A 19,638-nucleotide genomic window follows, 5' to 3' on the forward strand; every position below is an offset into this window, starting at 1 on the left:
CTATGACGCTCTACAGACAACTATTGGCAACCATGCTGCTGCTGTTCGGATTGCTGTTTGCCGCCACCTATTGGGTGCAATTCAATTCGACCCGCAACTACCTGGCGCAGCAGCAGGAGACCACCGTCATCAATACGTCCACCGCACTGGGTCTGGCGCTGACCCCCTATCTGGAGAACGGCGACAAGGTCAGTGCCGAATCCGTGATCAAGGCGGTGTTCGACGGGGGTTACTACAAGCTGGTCCGTCTCGATCTGCTGGCCTCCAAGGATGTCATCGAGCTGGAGAACAGCAGCCATATCGAAGGGGTCCCACAGTGGTTCATTGGGCTGGATCTGTTCCCTGAAGTGGCCAATGAATCGATTTTGACGTCGGGTTGGCTGCAACTGGGCAAGCTGAAGGTCGTCGGCCACCCTGGACAAGCCTACTACGAGCTTTGGAAAGGAATGAGCGAACTGGCCACCTGGTTCCTGGTCGGTTTTCTCGTCACCACTCTCTTGCTGATGCGGGCGCTCAATTATCTGCTCAAACCGCTCAAGCTGATTTGCGATCAGGCGGTTGAAATCGAGCTGCACCATTTCGGCCACGCCATTCCCGAGCCCAAGACCCGCGAGCTGCGGCAAGTGGTACAGGCCATCAATACCCTTTCCAGCAAGCTTGCCGTGCAGTTCAAAGAGCAGGCCGACGAGGCCGAGAATCTGCGAGCCCGCGTCTATGTGGATGCCGTCTCCGGGCTTGGCAACCGCTCTTACTTCGTCGGGCAGGTCAATGCCTGGATTGCGGAGGCCGGGCAGGGCGGGGTCATGCTGGTGGCCGTCGACATGCTGGACGATCTCTATCGGGAAGAGGGCTTTGCTGCAAGGGACAACATGGTCAAGTCCATTGCACAGGTGCTCAGGGAACTGCTGGATGGCTGGGATGGCGCGGCGCTGGCCCGGATCTCGGCGACCGAGTATGCCTTGCTCTGCCCCACCGATGATCTGTCTCAGCTCAAGGAGCTGGCGGAGCTCATCAACAGCCGTATCGCCGATCTGGTTGTCAATCCCATGGGAGAAAGCGGTGCGCTGTCCGTCGTCGGCATCGCCGGCCGTGATGGCAATGACGATCTCTCGGCCCTGCTGACGAAGGCGGATAACGCCCTTGGCAAAGCGCGCAATGAGCGGCGCGGTGCCGTCGTGATGGAAGGCGGCAATGAGCAGGGACTGATGGGACGCCTTGCCTGGCGAGACCTGGTGCAGGATGCCATTGCCAGACATCTCTGGCGCTTCAAGGCACAGCCTGCATGTCGCTTCGATGATGGTACCCGCCTGCATGCCGAGTTGTTCGCGGCCATCTCGCGAGATGGAACGGATTACTTCGCAGGGCAGTTCTTGCCTGCGATCGAGCAGTTCAAGATGGGGGCCGAGTTTGACAAGGCGGTGCTGGAAGCCTGCATCCCCTTGTTCAAGCAGCAACCGGAATTGGTGTTGGCAGTCAATATCACGGCGGGTTCTCTCTGTTCGGATGAGTTCCTGACATGGCTCAGAGGCTATCTGTCGCTGAACGTGGAGCTGAAGGAGCGACTGCTGTTCGAGATCCCGGAAGCGGCCATCATGAAACACAAAGAGTATGTGACTCATCTGGTTGAGCTGTTGCGAGAGCACGGCTTCTTGTGGGGGGTCGATCACTATGGCCGGCACTTCCAGTCCCTCGGCTATCTGGAAGAGCTGACCCCCGCTTATGTCAAGGTGGACCACGGGTATACCAGCCAGGTCATGGAACCAGGCGCCGATACCTCCTTCCTGGCGGCTGTCTGTCGGGCTGCCCACAACGCGGGTGTCACGACCATCGCCACCCGGGTGGAAGATAAACGGCAGGTTGAATTGTTGTCCAGTTTGCATATCGATGGTTATCAGGGGTTCGTTCACCCTGCATTTCCACTGGCATAAGCGGTACAACTCGATAGAAAGGGGCCCATTAAGGGCTCTTTTTTATATCTGTTTAGAATATGTACATCATTTTTACGCGACATATAGGTAATATCACTAAAACTCGCGCTGTTACTTAATTGATTTTTATATGTAAAAAATATTCGTTCGATTCGCTGCATCGGATGAAGTCAAAGAGACTCAACCCTGTACATTTTTGCAATGGAAGCAGGACGGGGGCGTATCTAGAGTGTAGGCATCAAGATCTGTCACCCTGGAGCAATGGATATGCGCACCCAAATCATCGACAAAACCGTGGTCGTCTCTTCCGTAGAAGGCAATGTTCAGATCCTGCTTGCCGATGGCAGCAGTCGCCCTCTCCAGCCTGGCGAGATACTGCAGCCTGGCGCCAGACTCAATATCGCTGATGATGCCAAATTGATGCTGGCTCCCTACGATGACAAACCTGCAGTGGACAATGGTGTCCCGGCAGGGGCAGAGATGCCTCCAGAGGGGCAACCTTCCTCATCGGTTGCCAATCATCAGCAAGGCTCGCCTGAAGTGTCGCCAGAAATTGCGGCGTTGCAACAATCCATCCTGCAAGGGGTTGACCCGACCAAGAACTTCGAAGCCTCTGCTGCCGGTGGGGCACCTGCCGCCGGTGGTGGTGGTGGCGGTATCGGCGGGGTCGCTGGGGCCAGTGGCAATGGTGGTTTTGTTGTCATAGATCGCATCGGAGATGCGACTATAGCCGAGGCCGGATTTGATACCGGCTATGATACGTTGATCGATCAGAATGTGCTGCAGGAAGACGATCTTCTGCCCGAGAATCAGCTCGATGATCAGGATGAGTCTGTTGTCACCCAGGAAGATCAGGCCATCAGTGGCAATGTGCTCGACAACAGCAACAATCCGGATGGTCCCCTTGATTCGTCTGTCATTTCCTATAGCTGGGGCAACAATCAGGGAATTGCTGCTGGCGTTGAGAGCACGCTGGATGGGATTGGTACGCTGATCATCAATGCCGACGGCTCCTATACCTTTACCCCCGCGCTGAACTACACAGGCCCTGTACCTGCGGTCAATTACACCGTAACGGATGGGGATGATACCAACGACTCCACTCTGACCATCACCATCACCCCTGTAGATGAGCCTGTCTCGCTGAATGGATTGCAGGTCGAGGGTGGTGAGCTTGTCCTTGATGAAGCCGCGTTGCCGGATGGCTCAGCCCCCGATGGCGCAGCCCTGACCAAGAGCAGTACCTTTACATTCAATGCGGCAGATGGAGTGCAAAGCCTGACGCTGGGAGGTGTGACGCTGATCAGCAATGGCCAGGTCTTGACCACCTTCCCCCAGGGGATCCCCAGTCCTTTGGGAAATCAACTGCTGGTGACCGGCGTCAGCTACAACCCGGTGACAGGGGTTGGCAGCGTGACCTACAGCTACACCCTGAACGATAACGAAACACATAACAAACCTGCAAATGATGGGGCTCTGACGGAGAGCTTCAACGTTGTGTTGACGGACCTCGATGGCGACACGACCAGTGCAGGGCTGGATGTCGTGGTGCTGGACGACGTGCCGACGGCGGTGAGCGACGTCAACCTGACGGTGGCGAGCGAGAACAACCTGGTCCTCAATGGCAACGTCATCACCAACGACGTGCAGGGGGCGGATGGCGCGGCGGTGACCGCGGGCACCCTGAGCGGGACCTACGGCAGCCTGGTGCTCAATGCCAACGGCACCTACACCTACACCCTCAACCCGAGCGACAGTGACTTCAAGGCGCTGACCGGGGGCGGGGTGGGCAGCGAAGTGTTCACCTACACCCTGACGGATGCGGACGGGGATGTGAGCACGGCGACCCTGACCCTGACCATCAAGAACGACGATGACGGAGTGACCATCACCAACCTGACGCCCAAGGGCGTGGGCGGGGATGCGAAGGTGTACGAAGACGACCTGCTGGCGACCCGCGGCGAGAACGAATCGGCGGGGTCGGACAGCAGCAAGGAGTCGACCACGGTGACGGGGGACTTTACCATCAGCGCGCCGGACGGGGTGAAGACCCTGAGCGTGGGTGGCATCAACATCGTGGTGAACGGGGTGGTGGCGGGCTTCCCGCTGAGCGGGGTGACCACGCCGCTGGGCAACACCCTGACCATCACCGGGTACAACCCGGCGACCGGGCTGGTGAGCTACAGCTACACCCTGAACGACAACGGGGCGCACCCGACGGCGGACGGCAACAACAGCCTGTTCGAAGACTTCGCGGTGAGCCTGGTGGACAGCGACGGGGACTCGGCCTCGAACACCCTGAGCGTGCAGATCGTGGACGACGTGCCGACGGCCAACGATGATGCTGACAGTGCTACTGAAGGTGTGTTCACTCCGGTGACGGGGAATGTGATTACCGGGGCGGGTACCATCGGCGGTACAGCCGGTGCTGGGGTGGACGTCATGGGGGCTGATGGTGCAGCAATCAGCCAGGTCGTGAGCTCGAACGGCAATTCAGACAGTAATCCTGCCGGTGGATTCACCGTGACCGGGCTGTATGGGACGCTGACCATGGGGCTGGATGGCGAATACAGTTATACGCTCACGGCGGCATCGGTTCCCGTGGGGGCCTCGGAGGTATTTACCTACACGCTCAAAGATGGCGATGGTGATACGGATCCGGCAACACTGACCATCAATATTGCTCAGGATACCCGTGTCCCTGTATTGACCATCGGCAATGCGACGGTTGATGAGGAGGGACTGCCTGAGGGGACCGCTGCCAGTGGTAATTCGGAGATATTCAATGGCAGCTTCACCATCAACACCCAGGGGGAAAATCTGACTACCTTGACCATCGGTGGGCAGGCTTACAATTTGACCAGTGGCGGCAGTCAGACCTTGATCAACAATACGGAAGGAATGCTGACGGTAACCGGTGTCAGCGGCCCCACAGCCGGTGTCTACACGGTGAACTATACCTACACGCTCAAAGACAATGTGCTGACTCACAACGTTCAGGGCAACAGTGATACAGCGAATGGTCCGAGTTTCGTCGTGTCGGCTACGGATGCCAGTGGCGACAGTGGCACGGGTAACCTGCAGGTTGTGATCAGCGATGATGCCCCCATTGCCAATGCTGTTACCAATGCAGGCCAGGCGACTCAGGTGCAGAACACGAATCTGATGTTGATCCTCGATATCTCCGGCAGTATGGGTGACCCATCGGGCTATCAAGGCATGACTCGGATGCAGGTGATGCAGAAGTCCGCGTTGGAGCTGCTGGACAAATACAGCGCCTACGGCAGCGTCATGGTCAATATCGTGACCTTCTCCACTTCAGCCGCCAATCCGACCGGGGTGTGGGTCTCGGTCGATGTAGCCAAGGCCATCATCCTTGGCCTTACCCCCACGAACTCGACCAACTACGATGATGCACTGAACGAGGCAATCAAAGCCTTTGGCGATACAGGTAAACTCGCTAATGCGCAAAATGTCTCTTACTTCATGTCGGATGGTCTGCCAAATGCCAACTCGTTGAGCGGTACCCCCGCCACAGTTCCTGATGGCAACAACTCGCTTGGCGGTGGAAACGGGATCGATGGTGACGGCACGACACTGAGCGGTGAAACCAAGGACTGGGCCGATTTCCTGACGGCGAACAACATCAATTCGTACGCGCTCGGGATGGGATCGGGAGCGACCCAGTCTGCACTGGATCCCATTGCCTACAACGGGGTCAGTGGTGCCAGCCCGGCAAATACCACCGCAGTGGTGGTGACTGACTTCAGCCAACTGACCGCGACCCTTTTGAGCACCGTGGTAGCTCCGCCCCTGGCAGGACAACTGATCAACGGGGTAGCGGCGAGTGCCGGGGCCGATGGTGGCTGGCTCAATGCCATTACCGTGGGAGGGGTGACTTATACCTACAACCAGAAGACGGACTTCGCCGGCGTCTCGGGAGGAACATCAGTCGGGACTTTCAATACAGCGACCAACGAATGGACCATTACACTTGCAGGCGGCATCCTCAAGGTGGACATGGACAACGGCGCCTACACCTATACTCCGCCGTCATCCATTCCGGTCGGGGGGATAAACCAGGTCGTGGGTTACAGTGTGATAGACAACGATGGGGATACTGCGTCCAGCACCTTGTCCATCGTTATCAACCCGGCGGTCGGTCCTACCGTGGTTCGTGATGACTTTATCATCACTAACCAGGACCCCGCGACCATTCCGGATTGGGCCCTGCTTGCCAATGACACCGGGCCTCTGGCTGCGACCCAGATGATCACGGGCATCTCGGGAGCCGTTGGAGGGGCCGTCACAGACAATGCAGGCTCGGTAACATTTGACAATACTTCCGGCAATGCGACCCCCAGCTCTTACGAGGGTTCGTTCAACTACACCAATAGCACGACCACAGATACGGCCAAGGTGTATGTGGATGTGCAGAGCGGTTCGACACTCACCGGGAGCTATCTCGACGAGATCCTGATCGGGGGGTCTGGAAACGATAGGCTCAACGGGAATGCCGGGAACGACATCCTGCTTGGGGGGCTCGGCAACGACACCTTGAATGGCGGTGAAGGCAATGATCTCCTGATCGGTGGCGCTGGCAACGATACCCTGAACGGCGGCAACGGCAATGATACGGCCAGTTACTTCGACAGCTCTGCAGGGGTCACGGTCACAGTCAATGGCGCCAATCAGAATACCGGAGGGGCAGGGACAGACAGCCTGAGCAACATGGAAAACCTGGTAGGTTCCATGTTCAACGACAGCCTGACCGGCGATGGCAATGCCAACGTCCTGAGCGGACTGGCAGGTAACGACATCTTGAGTGGTGGTGGTGGCGACGACCTGCTGATTGGGGGTACCGGCAGTGATACCCTGACTGGTGGGGCTGGCAAGGATACCTTCAAATGGATGGCTGGTGATGCAGGAGGCACGGATACCATCAAAGACTTCACCACGGGGGCCAATGGAGATGTTCTGGACCTGAGTGAACTGCTCAGTGGTGAGCATGCCGATGCGAGCACACTGGATCACTATCTTACCTTTGCTCCTGGTCCGGGCAGTGGCAAGTCGACACTGACCATTGATCTGGATGGAGCGGGAAGTGGCACCACGACTCATACCATCCTCTTTGACAACGTGGATCTGACGGCTGGCAAATCCAATCTGCAGATCATTCAGGATCTGCTGGATCAGGGCAACCTCAAGGTCGATCCGTAAGCAGGGTATGGGGGCCGGGTGTGCCCGGCCCCTGTTATTTGATGGAGTGGGCAGATAAGATAGCTGCAGTATCAGGAGAGGGTCACCATGCAGTCATTCAACTGGGTCGACATCGACGGCATTCGCTATAGCTGGAACGGGCAGGACAATATCGTCTGCACCGGCCGCTTTGGCTATCAGGCCACGATGACGGGTGACACGCTCAACGGTCTGGAGCTGGAGAGCGAAGATGGTGAGGTGGCGGGGTTGCTGAATGTGGACTTTGCCGCTTCTCGTATCAGCTTCACGCCGGCAGAGGATGCGCCCCTGCCCCATATGATGGTGCTGGTCGGCCATGAGTGGGGGCAGCAGGAGTATTCGTTGCAGAGCCTGAGCGATACCTCCTTGCAGGGGCTGCTCAGCCACGGCGAGGAGCTTGACTGGGGTGCGCTGGCCGTCGTGACGACGTCCGAGCCGAATCTGCCATCACAAGGTCATGTTCTGTCGTGGGATTCGTTCCACTTTGAGGATGAATCGCTGTTTGGCAGCCAGGCGCCTGCTCCCGTGATGACAAGCTATGGCAATTCAGGAGGAGGGGAGATCAGCATCAATATCGACATGACCAATCAGGTGCTGGACCAGATCCCGCCGACACACGATATATGAATCCCAATCGACGACATGCATAATGACCTCCATCTAAATGATGGAGGTTTTTTTATGTGGCGTCCCCTTCTTACCCTGTCCGCGCTGGTTGTCAGTGCTCCGTTGCTTGCCATCGAGGTTCCTCAGGCCCCCCATCTGGTCGTCAGTGGCTATGCGGAGCAGAAGGCTGAACCAGACATGCTGACGCTCAATGTCGCCGTCACGGCACTGGAGAAGCAGGGCATCAAGGCCAAACAGCAGGTAGATACCAAGGTAGCAGCCTTCTTTGGCCAGCTGGAGAGCCTCGGCATCAAGCGCAGCGACGTGGAGGCTGGCAATCTGGTGATCTCCCCCGAGTACCAGTACCCCCAGAACAAGCAACCCGAAATGGTGGGTTACCGTGCCCAGCGTCAGCTGGCGGTCAAACTCTACCAGCTCGACAAGTTGAGCCAGCTGATGGACACCGCCCTCAAGGCGGGTCTGGAGTCCGTGACCCAGATAGAGTACGGCCTGAAGTCACCACAGGTCATCAAGGAGCTGGCCCGGCTTGGTGCTGTTGCTGATGCCACGAGCAAGGCGGAATCCCTGGCCAAGGCTTTCGGCATGAAGCTTGGCAAGGTATATAGCGTTGAATACCGCAACAGTTCCCCCATGCCGGTCTATACCCGTGCCATGAAGGCTGCGGCAGCCCCTGCCGCCGACATGATGGAAAACAGCTATCAACAGCAGCAGATCAGCATCACTGACAATGTAGAAGCCGTCTTCCTGCTGGAATAACACAGCCCCTTTGTCCATCACTCAAACCCGAGGCAACCCCTCGGGTTTGTCATTGCAGGGGCTGGCAGGACAAGTGAGCCGCGAATTGGGTCAGGTGAAACGGGAATGGAATAAAAAATGCCGGTCAGTGACCGGCATTTTTGCTGGAGAGGGATGATGCCTAGCCCAGGTTGGTAGCCAGCTTGCGTTGGCTCTTCTGTTTGAGCAGATAGCCGATACCGAGTACCAGGACCCAGGCCGGGATCAGCTCGACCGAGATGCGGGTGCCGTCGTTCATGTACATGATCACCAGGATGGCGGCCATGAAGGCGAGGCAGAGGTAGTTGCCAAACGGGCTCCACAGTGCCTTGAACTTGGTGGTGACGCCTTCTGCAGACTTCACCTTGCGGAACTTGAGGTGCGCCAGGCTGATCATGGCCCAGTTGATGACCAGGGCGGAGACCACCAGAGACATCAGCAGACCAAAGGCCTTGCCCGGGATCAAATAGTTGATGAGCACGCACAGCAGGGTGGCCGCGGCCGAGATGGTGATGGCGGTCAGGGGCACGCCGCTCTTGTTGGTCTTGAGCAGGGCCTTGGGGCCGTTGCCCTGCTTGGCCAGGCCAAACAGCATGCGGCTGTTGCAGTAGACGCAGCTGTTGTACACCGACAGCGCGGCGGTCAGCACCACCAGGTTAAGTACGTTGGCTACCAGGTTGCTGTCGAGCGCATGGAAGATCATCACGAACGGGCTGCCGCCTTCCACTACCTTGCCCCAGGGATAGAGGGAGAGCAGTACGGTGAGGGCACCGATGTAGAAGATGAGGATGCGGTAGATCACCTGATTGGTGGCCTTTGGGATGCTCTTCTCGGGATTGTCCGCTTCCGCTGCCGTGATGCCGACCAGCTCCAGACCGCCGAAGGAGAACATGATGAAGGCCATTGCCATCACCAGCCCGCCGACGCCGTTGGGGAAGAAGCCACCCTGGGCCCAGAGGTTGCTGACCGTGGCCTCGGGGCCGCCGCTGCCGGAGAACAGCATCCAGCCGCCGAATCCGATCATGCCGAGAATGGCGACCACCTTGATGATGGCGAACCAGAACTCCATCTCGCCGAACGCCTTGACGTTGGAGAGGTTGATGGCGTTGATCAGCACGAAGAAGAAAGCCGCCGACATCCAGGTCGGGATCTCGGGCCACCAGTACTGGACATAGATACCGACTGCCGTCAGCTCGGCCATGCTCACCAGCACATAGAGCACCCAGTAGTTCCAGCCGGAGGCGAAGCCGGCGAAGTCACCCCAGTACTTGTAGGCAAAATGGCTGAATGAGCCGGCAACCGGCTCTTCCACCACCATCTCGCCCAGCTGGCGCATGATGAGGAAGGCGATGAAGCCGCCGATGGCATAGCCCAGCAGCACCGCAGGGCCCGCCATCTTGATGGTGTCGGCAATGCCGAGGAACAGGCCTGTACCGATGGCACCGCCCAGTGCGATAAGCTGGATATGGCGGTTTTTCAGACCGCGCTTGAGCTCGTCGCCGTGTTGTTGAAGATCCATGCTTCCTTCCTTACGTCGCTGAAATCACTCGGCTCGCGTCCCGTCAGCCACAGCACTTCCTCTGCCTGGCGCGGCATCTTGTGCCGAAAACGTGACGAAATCCGTATTTATATCGTTACGGTTTGCCGCTGGCTGTTTTTTGTAGCGGCTACCAACCCGAGCAGAATAGTGATAATCGACCATTCATGCACCTGTTTTCCTCATCATCGGCTGCTATTTTGTGCGACATGCAGGTTTTTCATGATCTGGAAAGGGGTTTTGAGAGTGGTTGCTGGTTTTGTGTTCTGATGGATTTCCATCTATTGACTCAGTCCGGTTTTCATGGCCTTGTTGCCCTTTGATAAAAAGGGACTCATATGATGGAGCGTATTGTGGGTGGCCTGGTGATGGTCGTGCTCTGGCTCGGGATCTGGCTATCCCCCATGTTGCTGACGATGGCGATGAGCAGCCTTGTTGTCTGGGGCTGGTTGGGAGCGGATTACCTGGTGAACCACATCGCCATGGTGCTCATCCTTGCTGCCGGGATGGGGCTGGTGCCAGCCTGCTGGCTGAGCGAGCGAGTCCGCAAGGGGAGGGGACTCATTAATTTTCACGGCATGTTGATGAACAACAAGGAACTCAACAAGCCCTGAGCCTGCTTGCCCCGCGAGTGATGGGATGCCAGCGATGATGCTGGCATCATTTTTTCATCCTGTTCTTCTGTTTCGTTATCTTGCCACTCACCTGTTTAATGGTGCGTTGTGCTGTCACAGCCTTGAAGGTTAGCAGAGCTGGCGGCGAAGGCCGGTTGCTTCCAGGATCTTGGCGCTGATCTCCTCGACCGAGTGGGAGCTGGTATCGAGGAAGCGGATCGCCTCCTGGCGGAACAGCCTCTCGACGCTGGCCAGCTCCTGTTTGCATTGATCAAGCGAGGAGTAGCGGCTGTTGGCGCGGCGCTGGTTGCGGATCTCGTGCAGCCGCTGCGGCATGATGGTGAGGCCGAACAATTTGTGGCGATTGGCCTTGAGGGCGGCGGGCAGCTCCAGCGATCCCATGTCCTGCTCGATAAAGGGATAGTTGGCGGCGCGAATGCCAAATTGCAGTGCCAGATAGAGGCTGGTCGGTGTCTTGCCGCAACGGGAGACCCCGATGAGGATGATGTCTGCCTCGTCATACTCCCTGGTGGTGATGCCATCGTCGTTGGCCAGCGCAAAGTTGACCGCTTCGATGCGATCGTCGTACAGCTTGCGGTTTTCCATGCCATGGGTGCGGTGCAACCTGGGTTCGGCCTTGATACCGAGCTCCTGTTCGAGAGGGCTCACGAAGGTGTTGAGAAAATCGTGGCTGCTGGCCTGGGCCTTGAGCACCTCTTCACGCACCATGGGGTCGACGATGGTGTGAAACAGGATGGGGCGCACCCCGGTCTGGCGAAACTGCTCATCAATGCGTGCCCGTACCTGGCGCGCTTTCTCCTGGGTCTCGACAAAGGGGATGGTGACCTGTTCGAAGGCCAGGGGAAACTGGCTCAACACGGCGTGGCCGAAGACTTCGGCGGTGATGGCGGTGCCGTCGGATACATAGAATACGGTGTGCACTGCGGACTCCTGTGGTGCGCTCCAGGGGGCGGCGAGAAATAAGTATCTCTCGAAACCATATCGTTTTTGTCAACAGATCTGCCATGCCCAAGTTGTGAACTCGCTTGCAAACCTGAGTCGTTACCTTTTTGTGTCGCTATTGTAGAATGCCTGTGTCAAACGACCATCCCCAACTCTTGCTCGGGGATTTTTTTGACAATAAATAGAAAACGTTTTCATGGTCGTTGGCAACAGACACTAACAAAAACACACGACTTGGCACAGCAGGTGAATTGTCACCCTGGCCCCCCAACCTGGAGACATGCAAATGCAACAGTACGTACTCTGGTACGAACAGCTCGGTATGCAGGACGTTGAACGCGTCGGCGGCAAGAATGCATCCCTTGGCGAGATGATCAGCAACCTCTCGGGGGTCGGCGTGTCCGTGCCGGGCGGGTTTGCGACCACGGCCTTTGCGTTTAACGAGTTTCTGGAGTTAAGCGGCCTCAACGGCAAGATCCATGACCTGCTCGACAGTCTGGATGTGGATGACATCGCCGCCCTCAACCGGGCCGGTCAGCAGATCCGCGACTGGGTGGTGGAAGCGCCCTTCCAGCCCGCTCTGGAGCAGGCGGTGCGCGAGGCCTATGACAAGCTGAGCGCGGGGCTCGAGGCATCCTTTGCCGTGCGCTCCTCCGCCACTGCGGAAGACATGCCGGATGCGTCGTTTGCCGGTCAGCAGGAGACCTTCCTCAACGTGCGCGGTATCGATGCCGTCATGACTGCCATCAAGCATGTGTTTGCCTCTCTGTTCAACGATCGCGCCATCTCCTACCGGGTCCATCAGGGCTATGACCACAAGGGGGTCGCTCTCTCCGCCGGGGTGCAGCGCATGGTGCGCTCGGATCTCGCTGCCTCAGGCGTCATGTTTACTCTGGACACCGAATCCGGCTTCAACGACGTGGTCTTCATCACCGGCGCCCAGGGTTTGGGCGAGATGGTGGTGCAGGGGGCCGTCAACCCGGACGAGTTCTATGTGCACAAGCCGACCCTCAAGGCCGGGCGCCCTGCCGTGGTGCGCAAGACGCTGGGCTCCAAGCTCATCAAGATGACCTACTCCGGGGATGCCGGTCATGGCCGTCAGGTGAAGGTGGTCGACACCACCGATGCCGAGCGCAACCGCTTCTGCATCACGGACGAGGAAGTGATGGCCCTGGCAAAGCAGGCTCTCATCATCGAGCAGCACTACGGCCGCCCGATGGACATCGAGTGGGCCAAGGATGGTCAGGATGGCAAGCTCTACATCGTTCAGGCCCGTCCGGAAACCGTGCGTAGCCGCCAGGAAGCCAATACCCTCGAGCGCTTTGCCCTCAAGCAAACCGGCAAGGTGCTGATCGAGGGGCGTGCCATCGGCCACAAGATTGGCGCGGGTCCGGCCCGTGTCATCTCCTCCATCAGCCAGATGGATGAAGTGCAGCCCGGCGATGTGCTGGTCACCGACATGACCGACCCGGACTGGGAGCCCATCATGAAGCGCGCTTCCGCCATCGTCACCAACCGGGGTGGACGCACCTGTCACGCCGCCATCATCGCCCGGGAGCTCGGCATTCCGGCAGTGGTGGGTTGCGGCAACGCCACCGACCACATCCAGGATGGTCAGCTCATCACCGTCTCCTGTGCGGAAGGGGATACCGGCTTCATTTATGACGGCGAGCTCGACTTTGACGTGGCGGTGACCGAGGTGGGCAACATGCCGCGCCTGCCCATCAAGATCATGATGAACGTCGGCAATCCGGACCGCGCCTTCGATTTTGCCCAGTTGCCGAATGCCGGCGTGGGCCTGGCCCGCCTCGAGTTCATCATCAACCGCATGATCGGGGTGCACCCCAAGGCGCTGCTGGAGTTCGATCAGCAGACCCCGGAACTCCAGGCCACCATCACCAGGATGATCGCGGGCTACGAGAGCCCCAGGGAGTTCTACGTAGCCAAGCTGACGGAAGGGATCGCTACCCTGGCGGCCGCCTTCTGGCCTGAGCGGGTCATCGTGCGGATGTCGGACTTCAAGTCCAATGAGTACGCCAACCTGGTGGGGGGCCGTGGTTACGAACCCCATGAAGAGAATCCCATGATCGGTTTCCGTGGTGCGTCGCGCTACATCGCCGACAGCTTCCGCCCCTGCTTCGCCCTCGAGTGCGAGGCAATGAAACGGGTGCGGGATGTCATGGGGCTGACCAACGTCGAGGTGATGATCCCCTTCGTGCGTACCCTGGGTGAGGCGGAGCAGGTGGTGGAGATACTGGCTGAGAACGGCTTGCGCCGTGGCGAGCGCGGCCTGAAAGTCATCATGATGTGTGAGCTGCCTTCCAATGCGCTGCTGGCGGACAAATTCCTCGAGCACTTCGACGGCTTCTCCATCGGCTCCAATGACATGACCCAGTTGACCCTTGGGCTGGATCGGGACTCCGGGCTCATCGCCCACCTGTTCGACGAGCGAAACGAGGCGGTCAAGGCACTGCTGGCCATGGCCATCGCCGCCGCCCGCAAGGCGGGCAAGTACGTGGGGATCTGCGGCCAGGGGCCGTCCGATCACCCGGACTTCGCCGCCTGGCTGGTCGAGCAGGGGATCGATTCCGTGTCGCTCAACCCCGATACCGTGGTCGACACCTGGCTCTATCTGGCCGAGCAGCACAAGGCTGGCTAAACCCGTCCCCGCTTTTTGATGACACGGCGCCGCAATGGCGCCGTTTTTGTCTGCGCCCCCCTTTTTCTGTTACAAGGGGAATGCGCAAGGCGCTCCGCACCCATCACAGGACGATCCCATGACCTCATTGCAGTGGCAATCCGCCACCCTGGCCCTGCGTGGCCACCACACCCTGGTTATTCCCGAACTCTGTCTCACCCCGCAGGCCTGCTGGGCCTTCGTCGGCAGCAACGGCAGCGGCAAGACGGCGCTGGCGTCGGCCCTGTGCGGCGAGCTGGTCGTGCGTGCCGGAGCGGTATCGGGTCGAGTCCGGGCCGAGCGACTCTCGTTCGAGTCGCAGCAACAGCTGGGGGAGCTGGACTGGCAGCGGCGCAATACCGACATGCTGGGGGAAGAGGAGGAGGCGGGGTATCGGGTATCGACCCTGATGCTGGAGGCAGGGGGCGAGGAGCATGAGGCCCGCGCGCTGCTGGCCCGTTTTGGCATTGAATCCCTGTGGGAGCGCCCCTATCGCTACCTCTCGAGCGGGGAGGGGCGCAAGCTGCTGCTGGCCCGGGCCCTGCTGGGGCGACCCGAACTGCTGGTGTTGGACGAACCCTTCGATGGTCTGGATCAGGGGGCCAGGGCTTCTTTGATGATGTTGCTGGCCGACCTGGTGTCAGAGGGGCTGCGCCTGGTGGTGATCGTCAACCGTTTTGACGAGATCCCCCCCTTTGCCACTCACCTCGGCCTGCTCGGCGAGTGTCGTCTGCTGCTGGCGGGGGAGCGCGAGGCGGTGCTCGGCAGCCAGGAGGTTGCCCAGCTGGCACGCGCCGAAACGGTATCCCCCCGTTTGCCGCCACCGCTGACGACCCCCGAGCCCCTGCCTCCCGGCCCTCGGGTCGTCATGAAAGCCATGCGTATCGCTTACGGGGATCAGGTGATCATCGATGGGCTCGACTGGACCATTGACGAGGGGGAGCACTGGCAACTGGTGGGACCGAATGGCGCTGGCAAGTCGACCCTGCTCTCCCTCATCACCGGAGATCACCCGCAAGGTTACAACAATGAGCTCCATCTGTTCGGACGGCGGCGGGGCAGCGGCGAGAGCATCTGGGAGATCAAGCGCCACATCGGGCTCGTGAGTCCGGCGCTGCATCTGGACTATCGTGTCAGCTGCCCGGTGCAGACAGTGATCCTCTCCGGTTTCTACGACTCCATCGGGCTTTATACCCGGCCGGGAGATCGTCAGCTGGCGCTGGCCAACCAGTGGCTGGCCCTGCTGGGGCTGGCCGATCAGGGGGCGCAGCCTTTCCACTCTCTCTCTTTCGGTCAGCAGCGACTGGTGCTGATCGCCCGTGCCCTGGTCAAGCATCCGCCGCTGCTCATCCTGGACGAACCCCTGCAGGGACTGGATCCCCTCAACCGTCACCTGGTGCGGGAGATGGTAGCGCGCCTCGTGGGCGAGGGAACCCAGCTGTTGTTCGTTTCCCATCATGCCGATGATGCGCCCCCCGGTCTGACCCACAGGCTGAGCTTCGTGCCAAGGGAGGAGGGAGGATACGACTATCTGCAGGAGCGTCTGGGGAGCTGAGCCGCCCGGGCGGCATGGTCAGAGAGGGGCCGGTTCGGCGAGGAGCGGCGGCATCCCCAGCAGCGTCCACCACAGCCCGAAGAAGAGCATGATCCCCAGCCAGAGCCAGGCCAGATAGTGACGGGTGGCGGCCATCCCCGTCACCGTCACCATGAGTGCCGCCCCGAAGGCGATGAGGGCGAACAGAAAGGGCGCCATGTTGTCCATCATGGCGGTCATTTCACCAGGGAGAGGATCTGGCGAAATGCCGGATGGCGGCAATCCCCCATCAGATCAAAGAGACACATCTCCACCGACGTCAGCGCAGCTCCCCTGGCCGCAAGCTGGCCGATGGCGAGATCCCGGTTGGCAGCGCAGCGAGACGACACCGCATCCACCACCAGCGAGACCCGGGCGCCCCTGGCCAGAAGTCCCAACACGCTCTGGTAGACGCAGATATGGGTCTCGATGCCACATACCAGCCAATGCTCTACCCCGCTTTCGGCCAGCGCGGTCGCCACAGTGGGCTCCCCCAGGGCGCCGAAGCTGTATTTGGGCAGCACAAGATCGCCTGCCTGCAGCGATTGCAATTCGGGCACGGTGGCACCGAGCTTGTCCGGGTTCTGCTCCAGCCAGACAACCGGCAGCCCCAGCACCCTGGCCCCTTGCACCAGCCTGGCGGTATTGGCAATCAGGGCGTCGCTCTCCTCGACCAGGCGGGCCAGTTTGCCCTGAATATCGACCACCAGCAGGCCTGGGTGATGGTGTTTGTGCATTTTTTGTCTCCTTTCTCCGTTGCGGATGAGATACAGCGCCATCCTGGGAGCCATTCTCGCGTACATCTTGATACAAATTGTGAGCTGACCGACGGCGTGGCGGGCACTAGGATGCGCGTCATGGAGCCCGTTTTCTCAGTTGTGGTGTGCATGACAAGGGGCGACGCATCAACCCGCTACTGCGTAGTTGGACGATTTTCCATTAACGATGAGAAGTACCATGAAGAAGATAATCCTGTTCGTCTCCCTGGCTGGCCTTTTGGCCGGTTGCGCCAGCCCGGCACAACGCATGGCGGAATGCCAGGCGCAAGGGATCAGCAAGGACGCCTGCTACCAGGCCGAGCAAAACCGCCAGGCGTCCATCATGAACGCCGCCGAGAAGCAGGCCTTGGAGAACGCCAGCAAGGCGGTCAAATAATCTAACCCGACTCACTACGTGTACTTCTCAGGCCCTGGATTCACCGAATGCAGGGCCTTTTGCTGGGTGGCACAGTGCTGCGATGTGTTTGCGGCGTGTGAGGACTCAATGTAGGTCATCGCCTCGATGTTGCTGCCATCGGGATCGCGCAGGAAGGCGGCGTAGTAATTGGGGGCATAGTGGGGACGCAGTCCCGGCAACCCATTGCAGGCAAAGCCTGCCTTGATCCCCGCGTGATGGAACGCATCCACCTGTGTCGCGTCGTCGGCCCTGAATGCGAGATGGCAGGAGGCGCCCTGCTGCCCCCGCTCAATCAGGAAGCCCACGTGATCGCGGCCCATCAGGCCAAAACCGGCCGCCGTCTCATCAGACCATTTGAGTTCTATCAAAAGAGGAGCCAGCACGGTGGCGTAGAAGTGCTGACAGGAGTCAAAACGCACCACCTTGATTTCAACATGATCGACACGGTGACTCCTTGTGTTGCCTGGGTGTAGAGCAGCCCATCAGGCCCTCATTGGAACTTGTGTAAATGGGTATCGAATGACCACAATAAGCCAGTTTGACGCCAGGCAGGGAGAGGGCAAGGCGCATAACTGCGTGCTCCGTCAAAGATTTTTCATCCAGTTGCGGGATGCGCTTTGCTTCGTGCTGGCCAAGCTTGCCCGGTTTTGTTGCTTGGCGAAGGCTACGAGCTCTGTTATGGTGTGCTCAGTTAGCCGTTTGGATGGCTAGGTGGCTGTGCGCTGACTGCATGTTCGCGCCCCCGACCGCTCACCGTTTTGATGATCATGTTGACAGGGAGTTTTTATGCAACGTCGTTCCTTCTTCACCCTTTCCGCCCTGGCGCTGCTCGCCAGCAGCCTGCCGCTGTCCGCCTTTGCCATCGATGAGGCGAAGAAAGAGATCGTCATCGGCACCACGGTTGGCGACTTTGCCGACATGGTCACCGACGCCATCAAGCCGCAGCTCGAAGCCAAGGGCTACAAGGTCAAACTGGTGGAGTTCACCGATTACGTGACCCCCAATATCGCCCTGGCGGACGGGTCGCTTGACGTCAACTGCTTCCAGCACAAGCCCTATCTGGAGAGCTTCGCCAAAGACCGGGGTCTCTCTCTGGCGCCCATCACCCAGGTACCGACCGGTCCCATGGGGCTCTACGCCGGCAAGCTGGGGGATCTGAAGGCGGTGAAAGAGGGAAGCACGGTCGCCATTCCGAACGATCCCACCAACCAGGCGCGAGCACTGCTGATGTTGCAGGATCTGGGCTGGCTGAGCCTCAAGGAGGGGATCAATCCCCTCAAGGCGAGCGAGTTCGATGTGGTGAAGAACCCCCACAACCTCAAGCTGGTGCTGCTGGAAGCGGCGCAGCTGCCGCGCTCCCGTGAGGATGTGGACTTCTCCGTCATCAACGGCAACTTTGCCGCCTCAAGCGGGATCCCGTTCAGCTCCGGCCTCTTCCTCGAGCGCAGCTATGACTTCATCAACTGGGTGGTGGTCAAGAGCGCCGATGCGGGCAAGCCGTTCGCCAAGGATGTGGCGGCCGCCTACAACTCCCCTGAATTCAAGGCTTATGCCGCCAAGCGCTTCGTCGGCTACAAGTATCCCGAGGGCTGGCAGCAGAAGGGGTGAGTGGCGTACAAGCGATAAAAACGGGCACCCAGGTGCCCGTTTTTTATTGGAGGTCAGTAGTGGCGCAACCACCAGCGGGCGGCCAGGAGGGCGGTGAGGCTGCCAAGCAGGGCGCTTGCCAGCACATCCAGGGGCCAGTGCATGCCGATAAGGGTGCGCGAGAGGCCGATCCCGATGGCCCAGAGCGGCAGCAGCCAGGCCCCGGCGGGTGCCCGGGCCAGCCAGATCAGGCCGAAGAACTGGGCGAGGCTCATGGCGGCGATGCTGTGACCGGAGGGAAAGGCATAGTTGACCTCTGCCTGCCAGTGCTGGCCGAGCCAGGCGGGCAGCGCAAGCAACTGGGTCGCGGCGTGGACCTGTTCACTGCGAAGGGCCTGGCTTCCTCCATAGAACTGGCGGATGGCGGGGATCAGCTCCTGGCTCTCCAGCCAGATGAGGTAGGGCCTGGGCTCCTCGGTCAGCAGCTTGATGAGGCTCTTGATGACCCAGTCGCTCGCCAGCACGGCAAAGAGGGCGCCAGCCAGCGCCAGCAGAGCGCGACCGTCCAGCGTCAGCTTGTGTCTTGTGAGCAGCAGCAGGGCGGCGATGGTGAAGACCAGCCCCGGCAAGTCCACCATGCGGGTGAGGGCGTAGGGCCACCATAGCCAGCCCGATTGCAGGGCCTGGGTCATGAACGGCTGCCAGGGCAGGCAGACGAGCAGCAGCAGGGGGAGGAGCAGGAGGGCATTGAAATGAAGCACCTTGCGGCGTGGCAACGAAGAGGAGTGAGTCGGCATCAAGGGGTCCGGTTCGGTGGCGCGAGCGGCTAGAAAGAGGCGTCATTGTGCCAGTCAGGTTGCTCTGGTCAAGGCGAAGGGGGCGAGGGCAACAGGCTGTTACATATGATGCTGCCGGGCATCGTGCCCGCACCTGAGGCCGGAAGG

Annotated in this window: 15 protein-coding genes; 9 read left to right on the forward strand and 6 right to left on the reverse strand. The window is 59.6% G+C overall.

Annotated elements, in window-relative coordinates:
- The first annotated feature begins 2 nt into the window (after positions 1–2).
- From C2U30_RS00680 to C2U30_RS00695, 4 genes are all read left to right on the forward strand, one after another.
- A complete protein-coding gene (locus C2U30_RS00680) occupies positions 3–1,928 on the forward strand; it encodes an EAL domain-containing protein (RefSeq protein ID WP_103242943.1) in 1,926 nt (641 codons plus the stop codon).
- A 267-nt stretch (positions 1,929–2,195) separates the two neighbouring features.
- Complete coding sequence (locus C2U30_RS00685; RefSeq protein ID WP_233721024.1) at positions 2,196–7,148, forward strand: retention module-containing protein; 4,953 nt, start codon at positions 2,196–2,198, stop codon at positions 7,146–7,148.
- A gap of 87 nt (positions 7,149–7,235) precedes the next feature.
- Positions 7,236–7,793 (forward strand): hypothetical protein, encoded by a 558-nt coding sequence (locus tag C2U30_RS00690; RefSeq protein WP_053288368.1) that lies wholly within the window; start codon positions 7,236–7,238, stop codon positions 7,791–7,793.
- Positions 7,794–7,847: 54 nt separating this feature from the next.
- Complete coding sequence (locus C2U30_RS00695) at positions 7,848–8,549, forward strand: SIMPL domain-containing protein (protein ID WP_103242945.1); 702 nt, start codon at positions 7,848–7,850, stop codon at positions 8,547–8,549.
- A gap of 160 nt (positions 8,550–8,709) precedes the next feature.
- Here the strand turns inward: C2U30_RS00695 and C2U30_RS00700 are convergent, their stop codons facing one another.
- Positions 8,710–10,086, reverse strand: a complete 1,377-nt coding sequence (locus tag C2U30_RS00700; protein WP_053288369.1) for an amino acid permease — start codon at positions 10,084–10,086, stop codon at positions 8,710–8,712.
- Between the two features lie 356 nt (positions 10,087–10,442).
- Here C2U30_RS00700 and C2U30_RS00705 point away from each other — a divergent pair, with 356 nt between their 5' ends.
- A complete protein-coding gene (locus tag C2U30_RS00705) occupies positions 10,443–10,718 on the forward strand; it encodes a hypothetical protein (RefSeq protein WP_081000923.1) in 276 nt (91 codons plus the stop codon).
- Positions 10,719–10,847: 129 nt separating this feature from the next.
- Here the strand turns inward: C2U30_RS00705 and ppsR are convergent, their stop codons facing one another.
- Positions 10,848–11,660: a posphoenolpyruvate synthetase regulatory kinase/phosphorylase PpsR gene (gene ppsR, locus C2U30_RS00710; protein ID WP_010675153.1), complete on the reverse strand. Its 813-nt coding sequence runs from the start codon at positions 11,658–11,660 to the stop codon at positions 10,848–10,850.
- 307 nt (positions 11,661–11,967) lie between these two features.
- Here ppsR and ppsA point away from each other — a divergent pair, with 307 nt between their 5' ends.
- Both ppsA and modF read left to right on the forward strand, forming a co-directional pair.
- Complete coding sequence (gene ppsA / locus C2U30_RS00715; RefSeq protein ID WP_039041363.1) at positions 11,968–14,340, forward strand: phosphoenolpyruvate synthase; 2,373 nt, start codon at positions 11,968–11,970, stop codon at positions 14,338–14,340.
- Between the two features lie 118 nt (positions 14,341–14,458).
- Positions 14,459–15,913, forward strand: coding sequence for a molybdate ABC transporter ATP-binding protein ModF (gene modF / locus C2U30_RS00720; RefSeq protein ID WP_103242946.1), 1,455 nt, complete (start codon positions 14,459–14,461; stop codon positions 15,911–15,913).
- An 18-nt stretch (positions 15,914–15,931) separates the two neighbouring features.
- Here modF and C2U30_RS00725 read toward each other — a convergent pair whose 3' ends face one another.
- Positions 15,932–16,111, reverse strand: coding sequence for a hypothetical protein (locus C2U30_RS00725; protein WP_223918067.1), 180 nt, complete (start codon positions 16,109–16,111; stop codon positions 15,932–15,934).
- Between the two features lie 17 nt (positions 16,112–16,128).
- The gene (locus C2U30_RS00730) at positions 16,129–16,668 is read right to left on the reverse strand and encodes a hydrolase (RefSeq protein WP_103242947.1); all 540 of its coding nucleotides are present in this window, start codon (positions 16,666–16,668) and stop codon (positions 16,129–16,131) included.
- A 220-nt stretch (positions 16,669–16,888) separates the two neighbouring features.
- On the opposite strand from C2U30_RS00730, the gene C2U30_RS00735 reads away from it, so the two are divergent.
- Positions 16,889–17,086 carry a hypothetical protein gene (locus tag C2U30_RS00735; RefSeq protein WP_010675148.1) on the forward strand — a complete coding sequence of 66 codons (198 nt, stop codon included), beginning with the start codon at positions 16,889–16,891 and terminating at the stop codon, positions 17,084–17,086.
- Positions 17,087–17,100: 14 nt separating this feature from the next.
- On the opposite strand, the gene C2U30_RS00740 is transcribed toward C2U30_RS00735, so the two are convergent.
- Positions 17,101–17,529 carry a VOC family protein gene (locus tag C2U30_RS00740; protein WP_233721026.1) on the reverse strand — a complete coding sequence of 143 codons (429 nt, stop codon included), beginning with the start codon at positions 17,527–17,529 and terminating at the stop codon, positions 17,101–17,103.
- A gap of 364 nt (positions 17,530–17,893) precedes the next feature.
- Here C2U30_RS00740 and C2U30_RS00750 point away from each other — a divergent pair, with 364 nt between their 5' ends.
- Positions 17,894–18,715 carry a MetQ/NlpA family ABC transporter substrate-binding protein gene (locus tag C2U30_RS00750; protein ID WP_010675145.1) on the forward strand — a complete coding sequence of 274 codons (822 nt, stop codon included), beginning with the start codon at positions 17,894–17,896 and terminating at the stop codon, positions 18,713–18,715.
- A gap of 53 nt (positions 18,716–18,768) precedes the next feature.
- Here C2U30_RS00750 and C2U30_RS00755 read toward each other — a convergent pair whose 3' ends face one another.
- Complete coding sequence (locus tag C2U30_RS00755; protein ID WP_029314731.1) at positions 18,769–19,491, reverse strand: phosphatase PAP2 family protein; 723 nt, start codon at positions 19,489–19,491, stop codon at positions 18,769–18,771.
- Between the last annotated feature and the right edge of the window lie 147 nt (positions 19,492–19,638).

The organism is Aeromonas sp. ASNIH5 (assembly GCF_002902865.1).
In the GTDB taxonomy this organism is placed as follows: domain Bacteria; phylum Pseudomonadota; class Gammaproteobacteria; order Enterobacterales; family Aeromonadaceae; genus Aeromonas; species Aeromonas caviae.

Excerpts from the sequence above, each read along its gene's own strand:
- C2U30_RS00680 (WP_103242943.1), top strand. The coding sequence starts at position 3 with ATGACGCTCTACAGACAACTATTGGCAACCATGCTGCTGCTGTTCGGA.
- C2U30_RS00685 (WP_233721024.1), top strand. The coding sequence starts at position 2,196 with ATGCGCACCCAAATCATCGACAAAACCGTGGTCGTCTCTTCCGTAGAA.
- C2U30_RS00690 (WP_053288368.1), top strand. The coding sequence starts at position 7,236 with ATGCAGTCATTCAACTGGGTCGACATCGACGGCATTCGCTATAGCTGG.
- C2U30_RS00695 (WP_103242945.1), top strand. The coding sequence starts at position 7,848 with ATGTGGCGTCCCCTTCTTACCCTGTCCGCGCTGGTTGTCAGTGCTCCG.
- C2U30_RS00700 (WP_053288369.1), bottom strand. The coding sequence starts at position 10,086 with ATGGATCTTCAACAACACGGCGACGAGCTCAAGCGCGGTCTGAAAAAC.
- C2U30_RS00705 (WP_081000923.1), top strand. The coding sequence starts at position 10,443 with ATGATGGAGCGTATTGTGGGTGGCCTGGTGATGGTCGTGCTCTGGCTC.
- ppsA (WP_039041363.1), top strand. The coding sequence starts at position 11,968 with ATGCAACAGTACGTACTCTGGTACGAACAGCTCGGTATGCAGGACGTT.
- modF (WP_103242946.1), top strand. The coding sequence starts at position 14,459 with ATGACCTCATTGCAGTGGCAATCCGCCACCCTGGCCCTGCGTGGCCAC.
- C2U30_RS00725 (WP_223918067.1), bottom strand. The coding sequence starts at position 16,111 with ATGGCGCCCTTTCTGTTCGCCCTCATCGCCTTCGGGGCGGCACTCATG.
- C2U30_RS00730 (WP_103242947.1), bottom strand. The coding sequence starts at position 16,668 with ATGCACAAACACCATCACCCAGGCCTGCTGGTGGTCGATATTCAGGGC.
- C2U30_RS00735 (WP_010675148.1), top strand. The coding sequence starts at position 16,889 with ATGAAGAAGATAATCCTGTTCGTCTCCCTGGCTGGCCTTTTGGCCGGT.
- C2U30_RS00750 (WP_010675145.1), top strand. The coding sequence starts at position 17,894 with ATGCAACGTCGTTCCTTCTTCACCCTTTCCGCCCTGGCGCTGCTCGCC.
- C2U30_RS00755 (WP_029314731.1), bottom strand. The coding sequence starts at position 19,491 with ATGCCGACTCACTCCTCTTCGTTGCCACGCCGCAAGGTGCTTCATTTC.